The sequence below is a fragment of the Hymenobacter swuensis DY53 genome, from assembly GCF_000576555.1.
GTDB classification, from domain to species: Bacteria; Bacteroidota; Bacteroidia; order Cytophagales; family Hymenobacteraceae; genus Hymenobacter; species Hymenobacter swuensis.
The window spans coordinates 1,309,654-1,323,086 of record NZ_CP007145.1 but is presented as its reverse complement, the minus strand read 5'-3'; the positions used below and the strand labels follow the sequence as shown (position 1 = coordinate 1,323,086).

At 56.6% G+C, this 13,433-nt stretch carries 13 protein-coding genes; 1 reads left to right on the top strand and 12 read right to left on the bottom strand.

Features of this window, described 5'->3' with window-relative positions; all coding sequences use genetic code 11:
* Positions 1-3: 3 nt before the first annotated feature.
* A complete protein-coding gene (locus tag HSW_RS07150) occupies positions 4-579 on the bottom strand; it encodes a hypothetical protein (protein WP_155832864.1) in 576 nt (191 codons plus the stop codon).
* A 275-nt stretch (positions 580-854) separates the two neighbouring features.
* Here HSW_RS07150 and HSW_RS07145 point away from each other — a divergent pair, with 275 nt between their 5' ends.
* Positions 855-1,592, top strand: coding sequence for a LytR/AlgR family response regulator transcription factor (locus HSW_RS07145; protein WP_044001388.1), 738 nt, complete (start codon positions 855-857; stop codon positions 1,590-1,592).
* On the opposite strand, the gene HSW_RS07140 is transcribed toward HSW_RS07145, so the two are convergent.
* The 11 genes from HSW_RS07140 to HSW_RS07090 form a co-directional block, all read right to left on the bottom strand.
* On the bottom strand, positions 1,573-3,465 hold the full coding sequence (locus HSW_RS07140; RefSeq protein ID WP_071883075.1) for a tetratricopeptide repeat-containing sensor histidine kinase: 1,893 nt from the start codon (positions 3,463-3,465) through the stop codon (positions 1,573-1,575). The genes HSW_RS07145 and HSW_RS07140 overlap by 20 nt on opposite strands.
* Positions 3,466-3,754: 289 nt before the next feature.
* On the bottom strand, positions 3,755-4,462 hold the full coding sequence (locus HSW_RS07135) for a fatty acid desaturase (RefSeq protein WP_044004243.1): 708 nt from the start codon (positions 4,460-4,462) through the stop codon (positions 3,755-3,757).
* A gap of 59 nt (positions 4,463-4,521) precedes the next feature.
* Entirely contained in the window at positions 4,522-5,370 is an 849-nt protein-coding gene (locus tag HSW_RS07130) for a 4-hydroxy-3-methylbut-2-enyl diphosphate reductase (protein WP_044001386.1), read from the bottom strand.
* Between the two features lie 99 nt (positions 5,371-5,469).
* On the bottom strand, positions 5,470-6,645 hold the full coding sequence (locus HSW_RS07125) for a carboxypeptidase-like regulatory domain-containing protein (RefSeq protein WP_044001385.1): 1,176 nt from the start codon (positions 6,643-6,645) through the stop codon (positions 5,470-5,472).
* 183 nt (positions 6,646-6,828) lie between these two features.
* Positions 6,829-7,302, bottom strand: coding sequence for a hypothetical protein (locus tag HSW_RS07120; RefSeq protein ID WP_197031957.1), 474 nt, complete (start codon positions 7,300-7,302; stop codon positions 6,829-6,831).
* A 156-nt stretch (positions 7,303-7,458) separates the two neighbouring features.
* The gene (locus HSW_RS07115; RefSeq protein ID WP_231501365.1) at positions 7,459-8,313 is read right to left on the bottom strand and encodes a phytoene/squalene synthase family protein; all 855 of its coding nucleotides are present in this window, start codon (positions 8,311-8,313) and stop codon (positions 7,459-7,461) included.
* Positions 8,314-8,388: 75 nt separating this feature from the next.
* The gene (locus tag HSW_RS07110; RefSeq protein ID WP_231501364.1) at positions 8,389-9,933 is read right to left on the bottom strand and encodes a phytoene desaturase family protein; all 1,545 of its coding nucleotides are present in this window, start codon (positions 9,931-9,933) and stop codon (positions 8,389-8,391) included.
* A gap of 267 nt (positions 9,934-10,200) precedes the next feature.
* Positions 10,201-10,716, bottom strand: coding sequence for an RNA polymerase sigma factor (locus HSW_RS07105; RefSeq protein WP_044001382.1), 516 nt, complete (start codon positions 10,714-10,716; stop codon positions 10,201-10,203).
* A gap of 299 nt (positions 10,717-11,015) precedes the next feature.
* On the bottom strand, positions 11,016-11,924 hold the full coding sequence (locus tag HSW_RS07100) for a MerR family transcriptional regulator (RefSeq protein WP_052346204.1): 909 nt from the start codon (positions 11,922-11,924) through the stop codon (positions 11,016-11,018).
* A gap of 30 nt (positions 11,925-11,954) precedes the next feature.
* Positions 11,955-12,455 carry a sterol desaturase family protein gene (locus tag HSW_RS07095; RefSeq protein ID WP_044001381.1) on the bottom strand — a complete coding sequence of 167 codons (501 nt, stop codon included), beginning with the start codon at positions 12,453-12,455 and terminating at the stop codon, positions 11,955-11,957.
* 143 nt (positions 12,456-12,598) lie between these two features.
* Positions 12,599-13,411: an enoyl-CoA hydratase/isomerase family protein gene (locus HSW_RS07090; protein ID WP_081768295.1), complete on the bottom strand. Its 813-nt coding sequence runs from the start codon at positions 13,409-13,411 to the stop codon at positions 12,599-12,601.
* Between the last annotated feature and the right edge of the window lie 22 nt (positions 13,412-13,433).

Genomic DNA, 13,433 nt, shown 5'->3' with positions numbered 1-13,433 from the left:
TGGCTAAGCCGCCGCGGCCGTTTGCGGCAGCATTCGGACCTCAAACTTCAGGTTGGCCTGAAACGCCAGCGGCCGGTTCAGGCGGCGGCGGTTAGTTCCCGATATTTCCAGCGTAAACCACTCGGAGCGCAGAAATTCCAGCAGGTTGGGCTGACCTAACAGTTCCATATCAATGTGGGTTGACTGCACGTTGCGGGAGTTGAACGTGGCAATAGGGATTTTGCGACTATTCGCGGTCAGGAAGCAGCTGCCACTCTCCAGGGCTCCCAGCGTGGGCGTACCCCGACCAATGGCGTGTTCCGGGTCGGGAGCCCAAGTCAGGACGGCCTCCCGGAGGGTGACGGCCGTAACTCCGGGGTGCGTGAGCGAAGCCAGACATGGCAAGGAGCTGGGCAATGTGGTTTCACACAGGAAAATCAGGTCCATTCCGGGGTCGATGCGCAAGTTAATAGCCCTGGTACTTAGCCCGAAAGCAGAGCGTAACGAGCGGCGCAAACCTTCGTGGTTGGCAATAGTGAGTGCCACCCCCAGCATTACTGGGGGGGCATTCGCAGGAACAGGGTTGACGGCAGGTTTCATGGCTGATATGAATAGGAGTGTTCAGGTGGGCGGTCATCAGCGAGAGAAGCGCAAACGAGCCGGTAGCAGCAGCAGCAGCAGTAGTAGCACAGTACAATACGTAATAAGATAGTTAAGCAATTATAATTCATCTTGTTAAAGTATAGCAAGCCAGCTTAAAAGTAGACCAGCAGGCTGCTGAGCGCGCCTAGAATTGTTATCTTTCAATAATTTATAAGACAATTCAGTTTTATCCTTTTATATTCACCCAACTCCCCCGGTATTCTGCTTCCTCTATGAAGATTTCCTGCCTGCTTCTTGACGATGATCCGCTTGTGCTCGACCTGCTGCAAGCCTATGTGGCTATGACAGACATTCTGGACGTAAAAGCGGCCTTCACTGATCCGCTGGACGCACATCGGTACCTGATGGAGCACACAGTGCAGGTGTTGTTCTCCGACGTTACGATGCCGCACCTGAGCGGCATTGACCTGGTACGGTCCCTGCAGCAGCCCCCGTTGGTGGTACTCATGACGGCCTATCCGCAGTATGCTATGGAAGGTTTCAACCTGGATGTTATCGACTTTTTACTGAAACCGATTTCCCTGGACCGCTTTCTGAAAGCCGTGAATAAAGTGGCCGGCATTCTGCGCGTCAACACAACCAACTCGGACGCCCAGAACGATACTCTGACGGGTTGGGGGTCGTTTTTCATTCGTACCGATGCGCAGTTTGTACGCTTGCACTACCGCGAAGTACTCTACATTGAAGCCCTGAAGGATTTCACCAAAATCAACACCGCCGACGGCCGCACGCACCTGACGCTGGTTAACCTGAAAAACCTGGAGGAGCAACTGCCCCCCGGCCTGTTCGTACGTACGCACCGCTCCTACCTAGTGAACTCCTCCCGCATCGATTCGGTGAGCAACCTCGAAGTGAAAGTGGGAGGACATGCCCTGCCTCTGGGCCAAACGTACCGGGAGCGGGTAACCGAGCGAATTGTCAACCGCTCCCTTATTCGGCGGCAGCACTAGCTACGGCCGCGGCCGGTGGCATAGCTTGAGCGAAGCTGCCTTCATCAAGAGCCGGTAGCGTGAATCGGAACAGGGAGCCAGCTCCTGGCTGGCTTTGGAACGTAAGCTCGCCCCCATTGCGCAGCACAAATTCCTGACATAAGCGCAGGCCCAGGCCGGTGCCTTTCTCGCGTGCAGTGCCCAGAGTAGTGAAGTGTGCTCCGTTGCCCAGCAACCGGTTCTGATGCGCCGGCTCAATGCCCACGCCGGTATCCTGCACCGTTATTTCCCACCATTGCCCCTGCCGCCGGGCCGCCAGCGTAACGGTGCCGCCGCTACCGGTGAATTTCAGGGCGTTGCTCAGCAGGTTGCGCAGAATCAGGCGGGTCATGTTCACGTCGGCGCGGGCTAGGCATACTTCCGGCATTTCGTTGTGCAGCCCAATATCCTTCCGCTCGGCATCCCCCTGAAAGAGGGCAACGGTTTCATCGGCCAGCTCATCCAGCCGAATCCGTTCTGCCCGGGCGCTACCTTCACCTTTTAATTGCGCCGCCGACCAGTTGAGCAGGTTATCCAGCAGGTGCAGCGTGCCGTCGAGCATGCGCGTGAGCCGCTCGGAGTGCGAAGCCAGCCGCTCGGCAGGAAGGCGGCCCAGTTTCATGAGGGCCAGCAGGGAATACAGGGAGCTGAGCGGCCCCCGCAAATCGTGCGAAATAATGGAGAACAGCGTGTCTTTGGTATGATTAAGACGGTCCAGCTCTTCTTTCTGCCGATGAATAGCGGCATTTTTCCGCTGCAGCAACTTGTTGCTAACCTGCTGCCGACGATGTGCCCGGTACATGACTACTACCGTCAGCAGCAACAGTAGGCTACCCGCAGTCAGCAAGTTGCGCAACAGCGTTTGCCGGCGCAGGTTCGCCTGCTGCAACTGGCGGCCCTTTAGCAGCAGCTGAATTTCCTTTTCCTTTTTTTCGATTTCGTAGCGGGTTTGCAGCTCCGCAACCTGAGCCGAACGCTGTTCTGCAAATACACTGTCCTGCAATTCGGTGTAATGAACCAACGCCTCCAGGGCTGCTTGGGACTGCCCCCGTCGGCGGTGCAGCGCAACCAGCGCCCCGTACACCTCACTAACCAGCACCTTGGAACCCGTTTGGCAGGCTGGCCCGAGCGCCAGTTGCAGGTACTGTGCGGCGGCAACGTGGTTACCCAACGAATCGGACATAACACCTAGGTTGAGCAGAACCACTGCCCGGGTGTGGGGCCGGGCAGTGGCCGGCAGAGTTTGTAGTGCCTGCGTGAAAAAGGAGCTGGCAACTTCTTGGTTATTGAGCGTCTGGTAAACGCGGCCCATTCCGTTTAGCGTCTGGCTGATTTGGGTACTATCCTGGTGGCGGCGGGCCATGTTCAGGCTTTGCCGCAGGTAGTATAGCGCCCGACTGTAGTGCTTCTGCTCTAGGTGGGCAGTTCCCAGCCGATTCAGTGCCTGTGCCACATGCGGTTGGTCGTTTGTAAGCTGCCAGACAGATAAGGCCTGCTCGTAGCTGGTCTGGGCCTGCGGCCAATGACCGGTCTGGCCATACAGCTCCCCCATCTGCTCCAGCACCTGACCCTGGCCCGTGAGGTGCCGCAACTGCCGAAAGGTGGCGAAGGCACTACCATACGTCTGGCGGGCTTTACCGGTGTCACCCTGGCTGAACAGTGTGCGCCCCAACAGCCAACCCGACCAAGCTGCTTCCGCACTAAGTGACGGGCTGAGTCGCGCAGCTTGGCGGTAATGCCTCAGGGCCGCGTCGTAACGCTGCAATGTATGGTTGGCCTGCCCTATCCGCCAATGCAGCTGCCGGAGCTGCAGGGTATCGTGGTAGCGTTGAGCTACTGCCAGTTGCGGAACCATACGGAGCACTACTGCCTGGGCCTGGGTTACAGAAAGCTCATTACGAGGCGCATCAGTGGATTCTGCTGTCGTGGCAGAGGTAGTTACCAAAACGGCTGCTGCCCCGAATACTACTGCCCATCTCCTCCATACCCCATGGTAAGCCATACTGCTTCCAAGTAGGAACATTCGCTGCATGGGGAGGTGGTTGGAGAAACAGGCACAAGAGACATCGGCCTGTTGGAGAAGCCGACTATCTGCTCAATATACAAAAAGGCATGGCTTCCGTCCTATTCTGTATTCTGGGCTTTTAGCGCCCCTGCAGTTCTTTAGCTTGCCACAGCCGCCACCACGGCAGATAGGGCTGATCGTGGTGCTCATAGTGGTACCCGAAAAAGTAGCAGCTTATAAACGCCCACGCGTGATGACGGAGCTGGCTGCGCGATTTATGCGGGTTTTCCGGCGCATGCTCGCCCCGGTGCGGCAGGTACGTACCGAAGTAAAATAGCTGCAGCGTAGCTAGAATGGCCGGTACCATCCAGAACGCAATAACGTTGGGCTGCGGAAAGAAATACTTGAGCCCATTGTATGTAACGGCCATCAGTACCACCTGCGCCACCGTCACGTAGTTCCAGGCAAACCGCCCGAACCACCGCAGAAAGCCTGGGTGCTCCCCATCATGAAAGTCCGGGTCATCGGGGGTGGCAACGTGGCGGTGATGGGCGTGGTGCTTGGCCAGCATGCCCGGAAACCAGTTATAGGCGAATAAGCCGGCCGTAAGGGTGCCGATGGCATTATTAAACCGCTTGTGAGGGCTCACCACGCCGTGCATAGCATCATGCGCCGTAATGAAAAGGCCGGTGTACAGGTGCGTCTGTACCAGTACCAGCAGATAAGGCCAGGGCGTGCGCCAGTCGGGCTCGTACCAAGCCAGCAGAAACGTTAGCAGGCCCAGCCAACTCCCTAAAATCAGACTGGCCACTAGTACGCCTTTGTAGCCCAGCGGCGTCGGTTTCACGCGCGGGAGGCTGGCCAAAGGCGCGGCAGAGTTGGCTGGCAGCAACGCACTCATAGTCGTTATAGCGCCAGCAGAGCGTCGCGCACTTGTTCCATTTGCCACATTGGGGTGCTGGTAGCCCCGCAGATGCCCACCGACTGCCCCGGCTGAAACCACGTCGCGCACAGCTCATCTACCTTGGAAATGAAGTGCGTGGCCGGGTTCGTATCCTTGCAGACCTGATACAGCACCTTGCCATTGGAGCTTTTGGTTCCTGACACAAACACGACCTTATCGAACTGGGCCGCAAACCGGCGCAGATCCTTGTCCCGGTTGCTTACTTGGCGGCAAATGGTGTCATTGGCACTCACCTGGTAGCCCCGCTGTTCCAGTTCGCCCTTGATGCGGTAAAAGGAATCGGTACTTTTGGTCGTCTGGCTGTAGAGGGTGATGTTCTGGGGCAGTTCATGCCCCAGTAGCTCTTCCAAGCTCTCAAACACTACCGCTTCCCCGCTGGTCTGGCCTAGCAGGCCGCGGACTTCAGCATGACCATGTTTGCCGTAGATGAAGATCTTGTCCTTACGGTCGAAGCTGGCTTTGATGCGGTTCTGCAGCTTAAGTACCACCGGGCAGGAGGCGTCAATAAGGGTGAGGTTGTTGTGCAGGGCCATCTGGTAGGTGCTGGGCGGTTCGCCGTGAGCCCGAATGAGCACAGCTTCTTCCCGCAACTCAGCCAGCTGCTCATAATCAATGATGCGCAGGCCCCGGCGTTCCAGCCGCTCTACTTCTTCATCATTATGCACAATGTCGCCCAGGCAATAGAGGTAGCCTTGCTCATCAAGTAGATCTTCGGCCATTTGAATGGCATAGATGACGCCGAAGCAAAAGCCGGAATTGGGGTCGATACGGACGCTCAGGTGGTACGGCATAGCTGACGGAATAACTGCGGGAGCCCCCGGAAGGTTGCGCTTGCCGGAAGATAGAACACAAACCAGGAAATGCCGTTGTAGTTTAGCATTTGGCCGCAGTTAAAATGCCCCGAAGGCTTTTTGTTTCTCTAGGTCCCGGATTACCTTCTCCTCCACCGGCGAAGCCCGCAGAATTTCCTGGTCGCGCCAGAAGGCGGCATCATACCGCTGCTTCTGCACCTGTTTAAGATCGTTGTAGTTCGCCCCCGTGGCTTTATAGCCTTTGCCGGCCGGCTTAGCGGTGTAGCGGTAGAAGAACAGGTTGCCTTCGATGGTTGTGGTATCGGGGCGGCCCTGGTAGCGCAGCACAATCTGCTGCTCGGCACGCACGGCCTGTAACCGGCTTAGGGAGTCACGATAAGGACTGAAATCAGATACCATGCGCATCGTTTGGGAAGCCACCGTGGTGCCTTCCCGCAACTGCATCGACATAAGATGCTCAATCGGAATGCGGGCTTCTACCCGCCGTAGTGTGGCCGTATTGTAGTCGATATACAGGGTACCCTCGGGCACGAACCGGTCGATATTAGGGCGCGGCCCGTACTCAATGACGGCGGTTTCCTGGCCCTTATTTTCCAGAACTTCCCGTAGCCGAAACGTGAATTGCCGGGTGCTGCCCGGGCTGAGCGGGACGGAGAGTTTTCGGCGGCTGGGCCTGGAATCGAAGACCGGAATCAGGCGTACAGCCGCCGAGAAGTTACTCAGGTCCACGCCGGTATCTTCCTGCACCGCCCCGTAGCGGGCCTGTTCCAGTTGCCAGCCACTTACTTCCCGGGGCGAAAAACGCACGTTATAAAAAGCATCTACGAACTCGGTGTATTGGCTGTTATGCTGCTTCTTCTGGCGGTAGAATGCCTTCCCAAACTCCTCTTCCCGCTGATGCCGGGCGAGCTTGGCATAAGCTCTTTGCACCAAGGCCGCCGCTACTTGCTCGGGGTTGCGAACCCGCACTTCGGGCAGGGCCACGGCACTGGGCCTGAGCGTTACCCGCACAGGGGCAGCGGCCGAAGCTACTTCCAGCGTGACGGGGACATAGCCCAGACACACGAAAGCAAGCTTCTGAGGCAGCTTATTCACACGCAGTGTAAACTCGCCGGCCTCGTTGGTGGCGGTGCCGGGCTCGGTGCCAGGCGGCCCCACGTTGGCGTATGGTACCGGGCGGTTCTGGTCATCCACTACTTTTCCTTTCAGCACCGTTTGCTGGGCCTGCGCAGCAGCGCCCACTGCGAAAGCCAAGGGCAGTACAAGCGCAGATTTTACCGAAAAATGGAGCGAAAAACTAGTCATGCAAGGAGTACTAATGGCCGGGAGATACGCCTAGAACGCACAAAGGCCCCGCGTAGATATACCAAAGGCCCTGCCTTCCCCGAAGCGGGAGCAGGGCCTTTGCCGAGTGAGGCAGATAGCCCCAATCAAGTATTACAACTGCGTCAGCTTTTCCGCATCGGTATCCGAGACATGCCCGCGCTGCACTAGGAAGTCGCGCACCAACCCAAATGACTCCGCATCAAGGCCCGATTTGGGATGCTTGAGAAGGGTATTAACCAGAAACTGACGGTCTTCCTCTACGTGCGCGCTCAGGCCCAGAAAGCTGGGCAGATTGCTTTCCACGCTCAGACGCAGGAACCGAACTTCGGCGTTGTCATCGTCGAGCTTTACGGCCTGATCGAACAACTTGCTGGCCTGCTGCACATAGGTGAGCTTGTTGAACATAGAAGCGTCGCGGGCCCGGATAGCCTCGGCAGCAGCTTTATAGGCCAGCACCACGGCATCCTGCTTATCGTAGGCGGCCATGAGCTTGTGGAATTTTTCGCCGGCTTCTTTATCGGCAGCGGCTTGCTGGTACTGGCGGCGCAGGTGCGGCAGGGAATAGGGGTTGGCTTCAGTAGACACGAAAGTGGAAAGAATCAGGATGAGTGGTAGAAACAGGTAGCGCAGCACAGAGAAACGTTCACGGTGGAGGGAGCCAGGACCGGACATATTTTACGACCTTCAGCGGCCACAAAACTACACGACTACCCGAAAAGTGCAGTCAGGCTTCTCCTTATACTATAACCGTACCAGCCGGTAGCGGAAATAGGACCCCATCAGCAGCAGCAGCTTGGTGTTGTTGGGCACCCGTACTCTTTCACCCAGAATGCGCCGGGCCGGCAGCTGCCGAATCTTGTGAAAAAGCTTCAGGTAATACACGTAAGCCAAGTACACGCCAAGTCGCGCCGCCCGGGGTAGCTGCACAATGCCCGCGTAACCCGCCTCAAAATCTGCCCGGATATCGGCCTCAATAGTACGCTTCACCTCATCGGTAAACTGCTCGTACTGTACGCCGGGGAAGTACACGCGGCCCCGCTCCTCATAATCGGAGCGAATGTCGCGCAGAAAATTGATTTTCTGAAAGGCAGAGCCTAGCCGCCGGGCAGGCTCCCGCAAGTGGTCAAACTGCGCGGTGTCGCCCTCACAAAAAATGCGCAGACACATCAACCCTACTACCTCAGCCGAGCCGTAAATGTATTTTTCATACAAGGACTGGTTATAGCTTCGGTCATCGAGGTCCATTTCCATGCTGAACAGAAAAGCATCGATGAACTCCCGGTCGATGCCGTACTGTCGCACCACGTCCTGAAACGCGTGCAGCACCGGATTCAGGCTGAGCCCGATTTCCAGTGCCTCGTAGGTCTGGCGCTTGAAATCGGCAAACAGCGCGGCTTTGTCGTGGGCATGAAACGTATCCACAATTTCATCGGCCCACCGCACAAAGCCATACACCGCGTACACCGGCAGATGAAACCGTTGGTCAAGCGTACGGATGCCCAGCGTGAAGGAGGTGCTATACCGCTGCGTAATCAACTTGGCACAGGCCCGGCTAGTATCGGTAAAAAGTTGAACGTGGTCCATTGTTTTTGTCATTGCGAGCAGAGCAATCTTTCCGCTATCTGCACTAAGCAACCCTAAGCACGCTGGTTTCAGTGGCGGGCTCAGTAATTAAACGTTTTTTTTGCTCAGGGCCGGGTCGTGCAGGGCCGAGGAAGAACTGCTGCGCTCCGTTTGCAGTGCCCCCGGGTGCTCCTTTTCTATTTCCTTCGCCACAACCTGCCCCGAGATAAGGGAGGGCGGGACGCCGGGGCCGGGCACCGTAAGCTGCCCTGTAAAATACAGATTGCTCACCTTTTTGCTTTTGAGGGAAGGCTTGAGAATTGCTGTCTGGCGCAAGGTATTGGCCAAACCGTAGGCATTGCCCTTATAGCTGTGGTAATCCTGCACAAAGTCCCGGTGGGCATAGCTGCGCTTGTATACCACCGCGTCGCGGATGCTGGTACCGCAGTGCCGCTCTAGCCGCTCCATAATCAGGTGGTAGTACCGCTCCCTCGTTTCCTCCGGATCTGCCAGGTCAGGAGCTACCGGAATCAGCAGGAACAGGTTTTCGCAGCCTTCCGGCGCCACGCTGGGGTCGGTCTGGGAAGGAGCTGAAACGTAGAACAGCGGGCGGCTGGGCCACTTCGGGTCCTCGTATATTTCCTGAGCGTGCAGGCTGAAATCCTCATCGAAGAACAGGTTGTGGTGCCGTAGCTTGGGCAGGCGCTTGTTCACGCCCACGTAAAACAGCAACGATGACGGAGCCATGGTGCGCTTGTCCCAGTACTTCTCATCGTACTGCCGCCACTCCGGAGCCAGCAGGTCTTGCTCGGCGTGGTGGTAATCGGCACCGGCCACGACAACATCGGCGGGCCGGAAGCCGCTGGCGGTTTGCACACCGGTAGCCTGGCCATTCTCTACCACAATCTGCTGCACGGGCACGTTGTATTCCAGCGTTACGCCGCGCTCCTGGGCCAGTTGCACCATGCCTTCCACAATTTTGTGCATGCCGCCCATCGGGTACCAAGTGCCCAGGGCCAGGTCGGCGTAGTTCATGAGCGAGTATAGAGCCGGCGTATTTTCCGAGGTAGCGCCAAGAAACAGAATCGGAAATTCCACCAGTTCCAGCAGCCGCGGGTCCTTGAAGAATTTGCGCACGTGCTGATGCATACTCTGCAGCAAATCGAGCCGCACGGCATCCACTACCAGACGCGGATCCATGAACTCCAGCAGGGAGCGGCCGGGCATGTGCACGAATTTGCCGATTCCTACTTTGTATTTATAGGCCGCTTGCCGCAGAAACTCATCCAGCCGTGCGCCACTGCCGGGCTCGTACCGTTCGAACAGCTGGCGCAACTCCTCCATGGCGGCCGGAATATCCACCGCCTCCGGCCCTTTAAAAATCACCTGGTACGAAGGATCCAGCCGCACGAGGTCGTAGTAGTCGGATACCTTCCTGCCAAAGCGGGCAAAATACTGCTCAAAGATATCCGGCATCCAATACCAGCTGGGGCCCATATCAAAGGTGAAGCCCTGCTGGCGGAACACCCGGGCTCGACCACCCGGGCCTTCGTTCTTTTCCAGAATGGTAACGCGGTAGCCGCGCTGGGCCAGCGAAGTAGCGGCCGAAAGGCCCGCAAAACCGGCCCCAATAACAATGACGTGTTTAATCACGGATTAAACGGATTAGGCGAATTTCGCGGATGCGAAGAGGTAAAGATGAACATTTAGGCGCGCAGTTGGCCTTGTAGCGGTCCAGCTACCTACCTCATACCGCCACACCCGGCGAAGGTTTTAGCAGGAGCTCCCCAACGGGATAGGGCACGGGTAAAATTACGGGCCCTGCACAAGCAGACGGGCCGCGAACGACGTCGCCCGAAGGTGAACGTTGTCCGCGGCCCGCTATACGCCCGGGGCGGGTCTGTACTCTCTCCCTATTCCCTACACGCCGGGGGCGTATGTCTTCAGCGCCTGCTTGAGTTCCTTGCGGGCGATGTGGATACGGTTTTTCACGGTTCCAATCGGAATTTGCAGCTTTTCCGCAATTTCCAAGTACTTGTAACCGATGTAGTACATCATGAACGGCGTCCGGTAGTCGGCGGAAAGGCCGGCAATGGCCGCGTTAATATCTGTTACTACGAAGTCAGACGTTGCACCGTTGTGCGTAATGTAATTTTCATCAGTATTGAAGTACTGAAAGTACTCCGTGCTGTCAATATTGCTATTGCGCTTGGTGATTTTGTTGTAGTTGTTGATGAAGGTGTTGCGCATGATGGTGTACAACCAGGCCTTCAAATTGGTGCCCGCCTTGAACTTGTCCTTGTTCAGCATGGCTTTAAGCAAGGTTTCCTGCACCAGGTCCTTGGCATCGTCTGCGTCGCGGGTCAGGTTCATCGCCACGGGCTTCAGCGAGTAAGAAATCCTTTGTACTTGGTCGGTGAATTCCAAAGAGGTCATACTGTTTAGCTTTTCGTGGCAAAAGGTTAAACAAATATACGGGGCAATTCGAAAGTTGTACGTACATAGATGGATTTATTTTTCCAAATCCTAGCATTTCTTATGCTTCAGCTTCTCTGAGCGCACTACCCATTTCCTCTACAGTGATTCACTATCCGTAAGCTCAGTACTTCACCCCATTTTTCCTCTAGCGTCATCGTGCCGGTATCAACGAAAAGCCGGGCCATCCGGATGTTGTCCGTACGGCCCGGCAGAGGGCTTGTTGAAGCGAGAAGGGTTATCGTTGTGTTATCTTTGCGCTACGTAACCGCCGCAGCCGATAGGGCAGTTGCATCGGCAAGGGCAAGAAAATCTGTTATCAATCCCAACCGGGCCGTATTGGCCGGCAACACAAAGTCCAACTGCGCCAGCGGGCCATACAAATACAGGTCAATATCGGGGCACAGCTGGCTAAGCTCCTGCACGAACCCAGGTACTTCGTGCCGCTCGGGCACGGCCGTCATGACGGTGAGGGCAGCGTGGGGCTGATACGCCGCGCAAACGGGCTTCAATTCCGTAATCGGCAGGTTTTGCCCCAGGTATAACACATGGTGTCCACGGGCTCGCAGGGCGTAGTTCATAAACAGCAGCGCTAGTTCGTGCATTTCCCTTTCAGGCAGAAACAGTACCCAGCGCCGCGCCATGGCCGGTTGCACCGGCGGCAACGCATCGGTGGCCGCCATCATCTTCTGCCGCAGCAGATTGGTTACCAAGTGTTCCTGCGCCGGATTCACTGCGCCGGCCTGCCACATCACACCTATTCGCTGCAGAAAGGGATACGCGACCCGCAGAATAGCCTGCTCAAACCCGTATTGGGCCGTTACGTGGGCAAGCACCTGCGTGAGCTTGCACTCATCCATTGCCAGCATAGCAGCCAGCAGGGCATTCACCTGGTGGCAATAATTCTGAGAATGTGCGTCGTCGTCGCAGGAAATAACGGCTCTCGAGAGTTCCTGCTCCGAGAGTTTGGCGACCTGCGAAATACGGTAGCCGCGCCCGCACAGCGTTGCTACGTTTAGCAGTCGGCGCAGATCATCGTCGCAGTAGGTGCGGATATTGGTGGCGGTGCGCACCGGTCGCAAAATGCCGTAACGCTGCTCCCAGATGCGGATGGTATGCGCCTTAATGCCCGAAAGCTGCTCCAGGTCGCTAATGGAAAAATGGCCCACGGTACAATACGCCTCTCGGCTAACTAAAATTTATGCTGAGGTAGTGGTGCGCTGCCGCAGCACCCGCGTAGGGGCAGGTTTGCGCTGGGCCAGCGCAAAATACTTGGGGGATACCCACAAAAGGCCAAACTCTTCACTGCCGTCGCGGCCCGTAGTTTTGTGGTGCATTTTGTGCGCCATGTTAAGGGCACGCAAATACATGCTGCGCGACTTGCGCCAGAACCGCAGCCGGCCGTGAATTAGCACGTCGTGCACAAAAAAGTACAGCGTACCGTACGCCGCAATACCGACGCCCATCCAGAAACGAACATCCTTTGCCGGGGCGCCATAGATAATGAGCAGCATCGACAGAGAACCATAAAACAGGAAGAAGAAGTCGTTACGCTCGAAGCGGTGCGGGTGCCGCACGTGGTGCGAGCGGTGCAGAAACCAGAGCGGCCCATGCAGCACAAAGCGGTGCATGAACCACGCCACAAACTCCATCCCGAAGAAAGTAGCCGTTGTAACGGCTACGGCTGCCAGCGTCGTCATAGAACCTAAACCAAGGAAAAACACAGATGTTTGGAAAAGCTCGAAAGCGAGAAAGTTAAAAAAATTATGGAGCCTCGCACAAAAAAAGCCCCCGGCGTGCCGCGCGGAGGCTTTTAAAAAAGAACAAGCGAAGATGAAGCCAGTTAGTTTTCCCAGGCAATTTTTTCTTTGCTGAGAAACGCGGCAATACCACGGCGGCAATCATCAGAACCCCGGGCCTCGGCGTTCATACGGGCCGCGTAGCGGAGACTTTCCTCGAGTGGCATTTCCGGGATGCGGGCCAGCATTTCTTTGGTTATTTCCATACTCTGGGCCGAATTTTCCACGCAGAGGCGGCGGGCGAACCGATACACATTATCGGCTAACTCCTGCCGGGGCACCAAGAAGTTCACCAGCCCGAAATCCTGAGCGGCCTGCGCCGATATGACGTCGCCGGTCAGCAGCAGCTGCTTGGTGCGAGCCTCCCCAATTTTGCGCACCAGAAATACGCTGACAATGGCGGGCAGAAACCCGATTTTCACTTCAGTGTACCCAAATTTGGCCTCTGGTACCGCAAAGGCAAAGTCACAGATGGTGGCCAGCCCGCAGCCGCCAGCCAGCGCATGGCCCTGCACCTGCCCGATAACCACCTTTTTGAGGGTATAAATCTGGTGGAACAGCTGCATGAGGTGCGTTGAGTCGGCCAGGTTATCGGTATAGCCGAAGCTTTGTAACTCCTGAATGTAGCCTAGGTCGGCCCCGGAGCAGAACACGTCCCCCTCGGCGCGCAGTACGATTACTTTGCAGGCTTCGTCATTTTCGGCAAATTCGAAGGCTTGTTTCAGCTCCGTTACCACTTCGGCGTTGAGGGCATTGCGCTTGTCGGGGCGGTTGAGGGTGATGTAGCCGATAGAGTCCTGCGCATCGTAGCGGATGAAGCGAAGGTCTTCCAGTTCCTGAGTGGGCATGTCTTCCATAACCAGGGTGTTGCAGAGCGGT

What these genes read in the sequence shown, in the direction of transcription:
- HSW_RS07090 (WP_081768295.1), bottom strand. Translation starts at nt 13,411, where the DNA reads ATGGAAGACATGCCCACTCAGGAACTGGAAGACCTTCGCTTCATCCGC.
- HSW_RS07150 (WP_155832864.1), bottom strand. Translation starts at nt 579, where the DNA reads ATGAAACCTGCCGTCAACCCTGTTCCTGCGAATGCCCCCCCAGTAATG.
- HSW_RS07115 (WP_231501365.1), bottom strand. Translation starts at nt 8,313, where the DNA reads ATGACAAAAACAATGGACCACGTTCAACTTTTTACCGATACTAGCCGG.
- HSW_RS07105 (WP_044001382.1), bottom strand. Translation starts at nt 10,716, where the DNA reads ATGACCTCTTTGGAATTCACCGACCAAGTACAAAGGATTTCTTACTCG.
- HSW_RS07145 (WP_044001388.1), top strand. Translation starts at nt 855, where the DNA reads ATGAAGATTTCCTGCCTGCTTCTTGACGATGATCCGCTTGTGCTCGAC.
- HSW_RS07095 (WP_044001381.1), bottom strand. Translation starts at nt 12,455, where the DNA reads ATGACGACGCTGGCAGCCGTAGCCGTTACAACGGCTACTTTCTTCGGG.
- HSW_RS07130 (WP_044001386.1), bottom strand. Translation starts at nt 5,370, where the DNA reads ATGCCGTACCACCTGAGCGTCCGTATCGACCCCAATTCCGGCTTTTGC.
- HSW_RS07140 (WP_071883075.1), bottom strand. Translation starts at nt 3,465, where the DNA reads ATGGTTCCGCAACTGGCAGTAGCTCAACGCTACCACGATACCCTGCAG.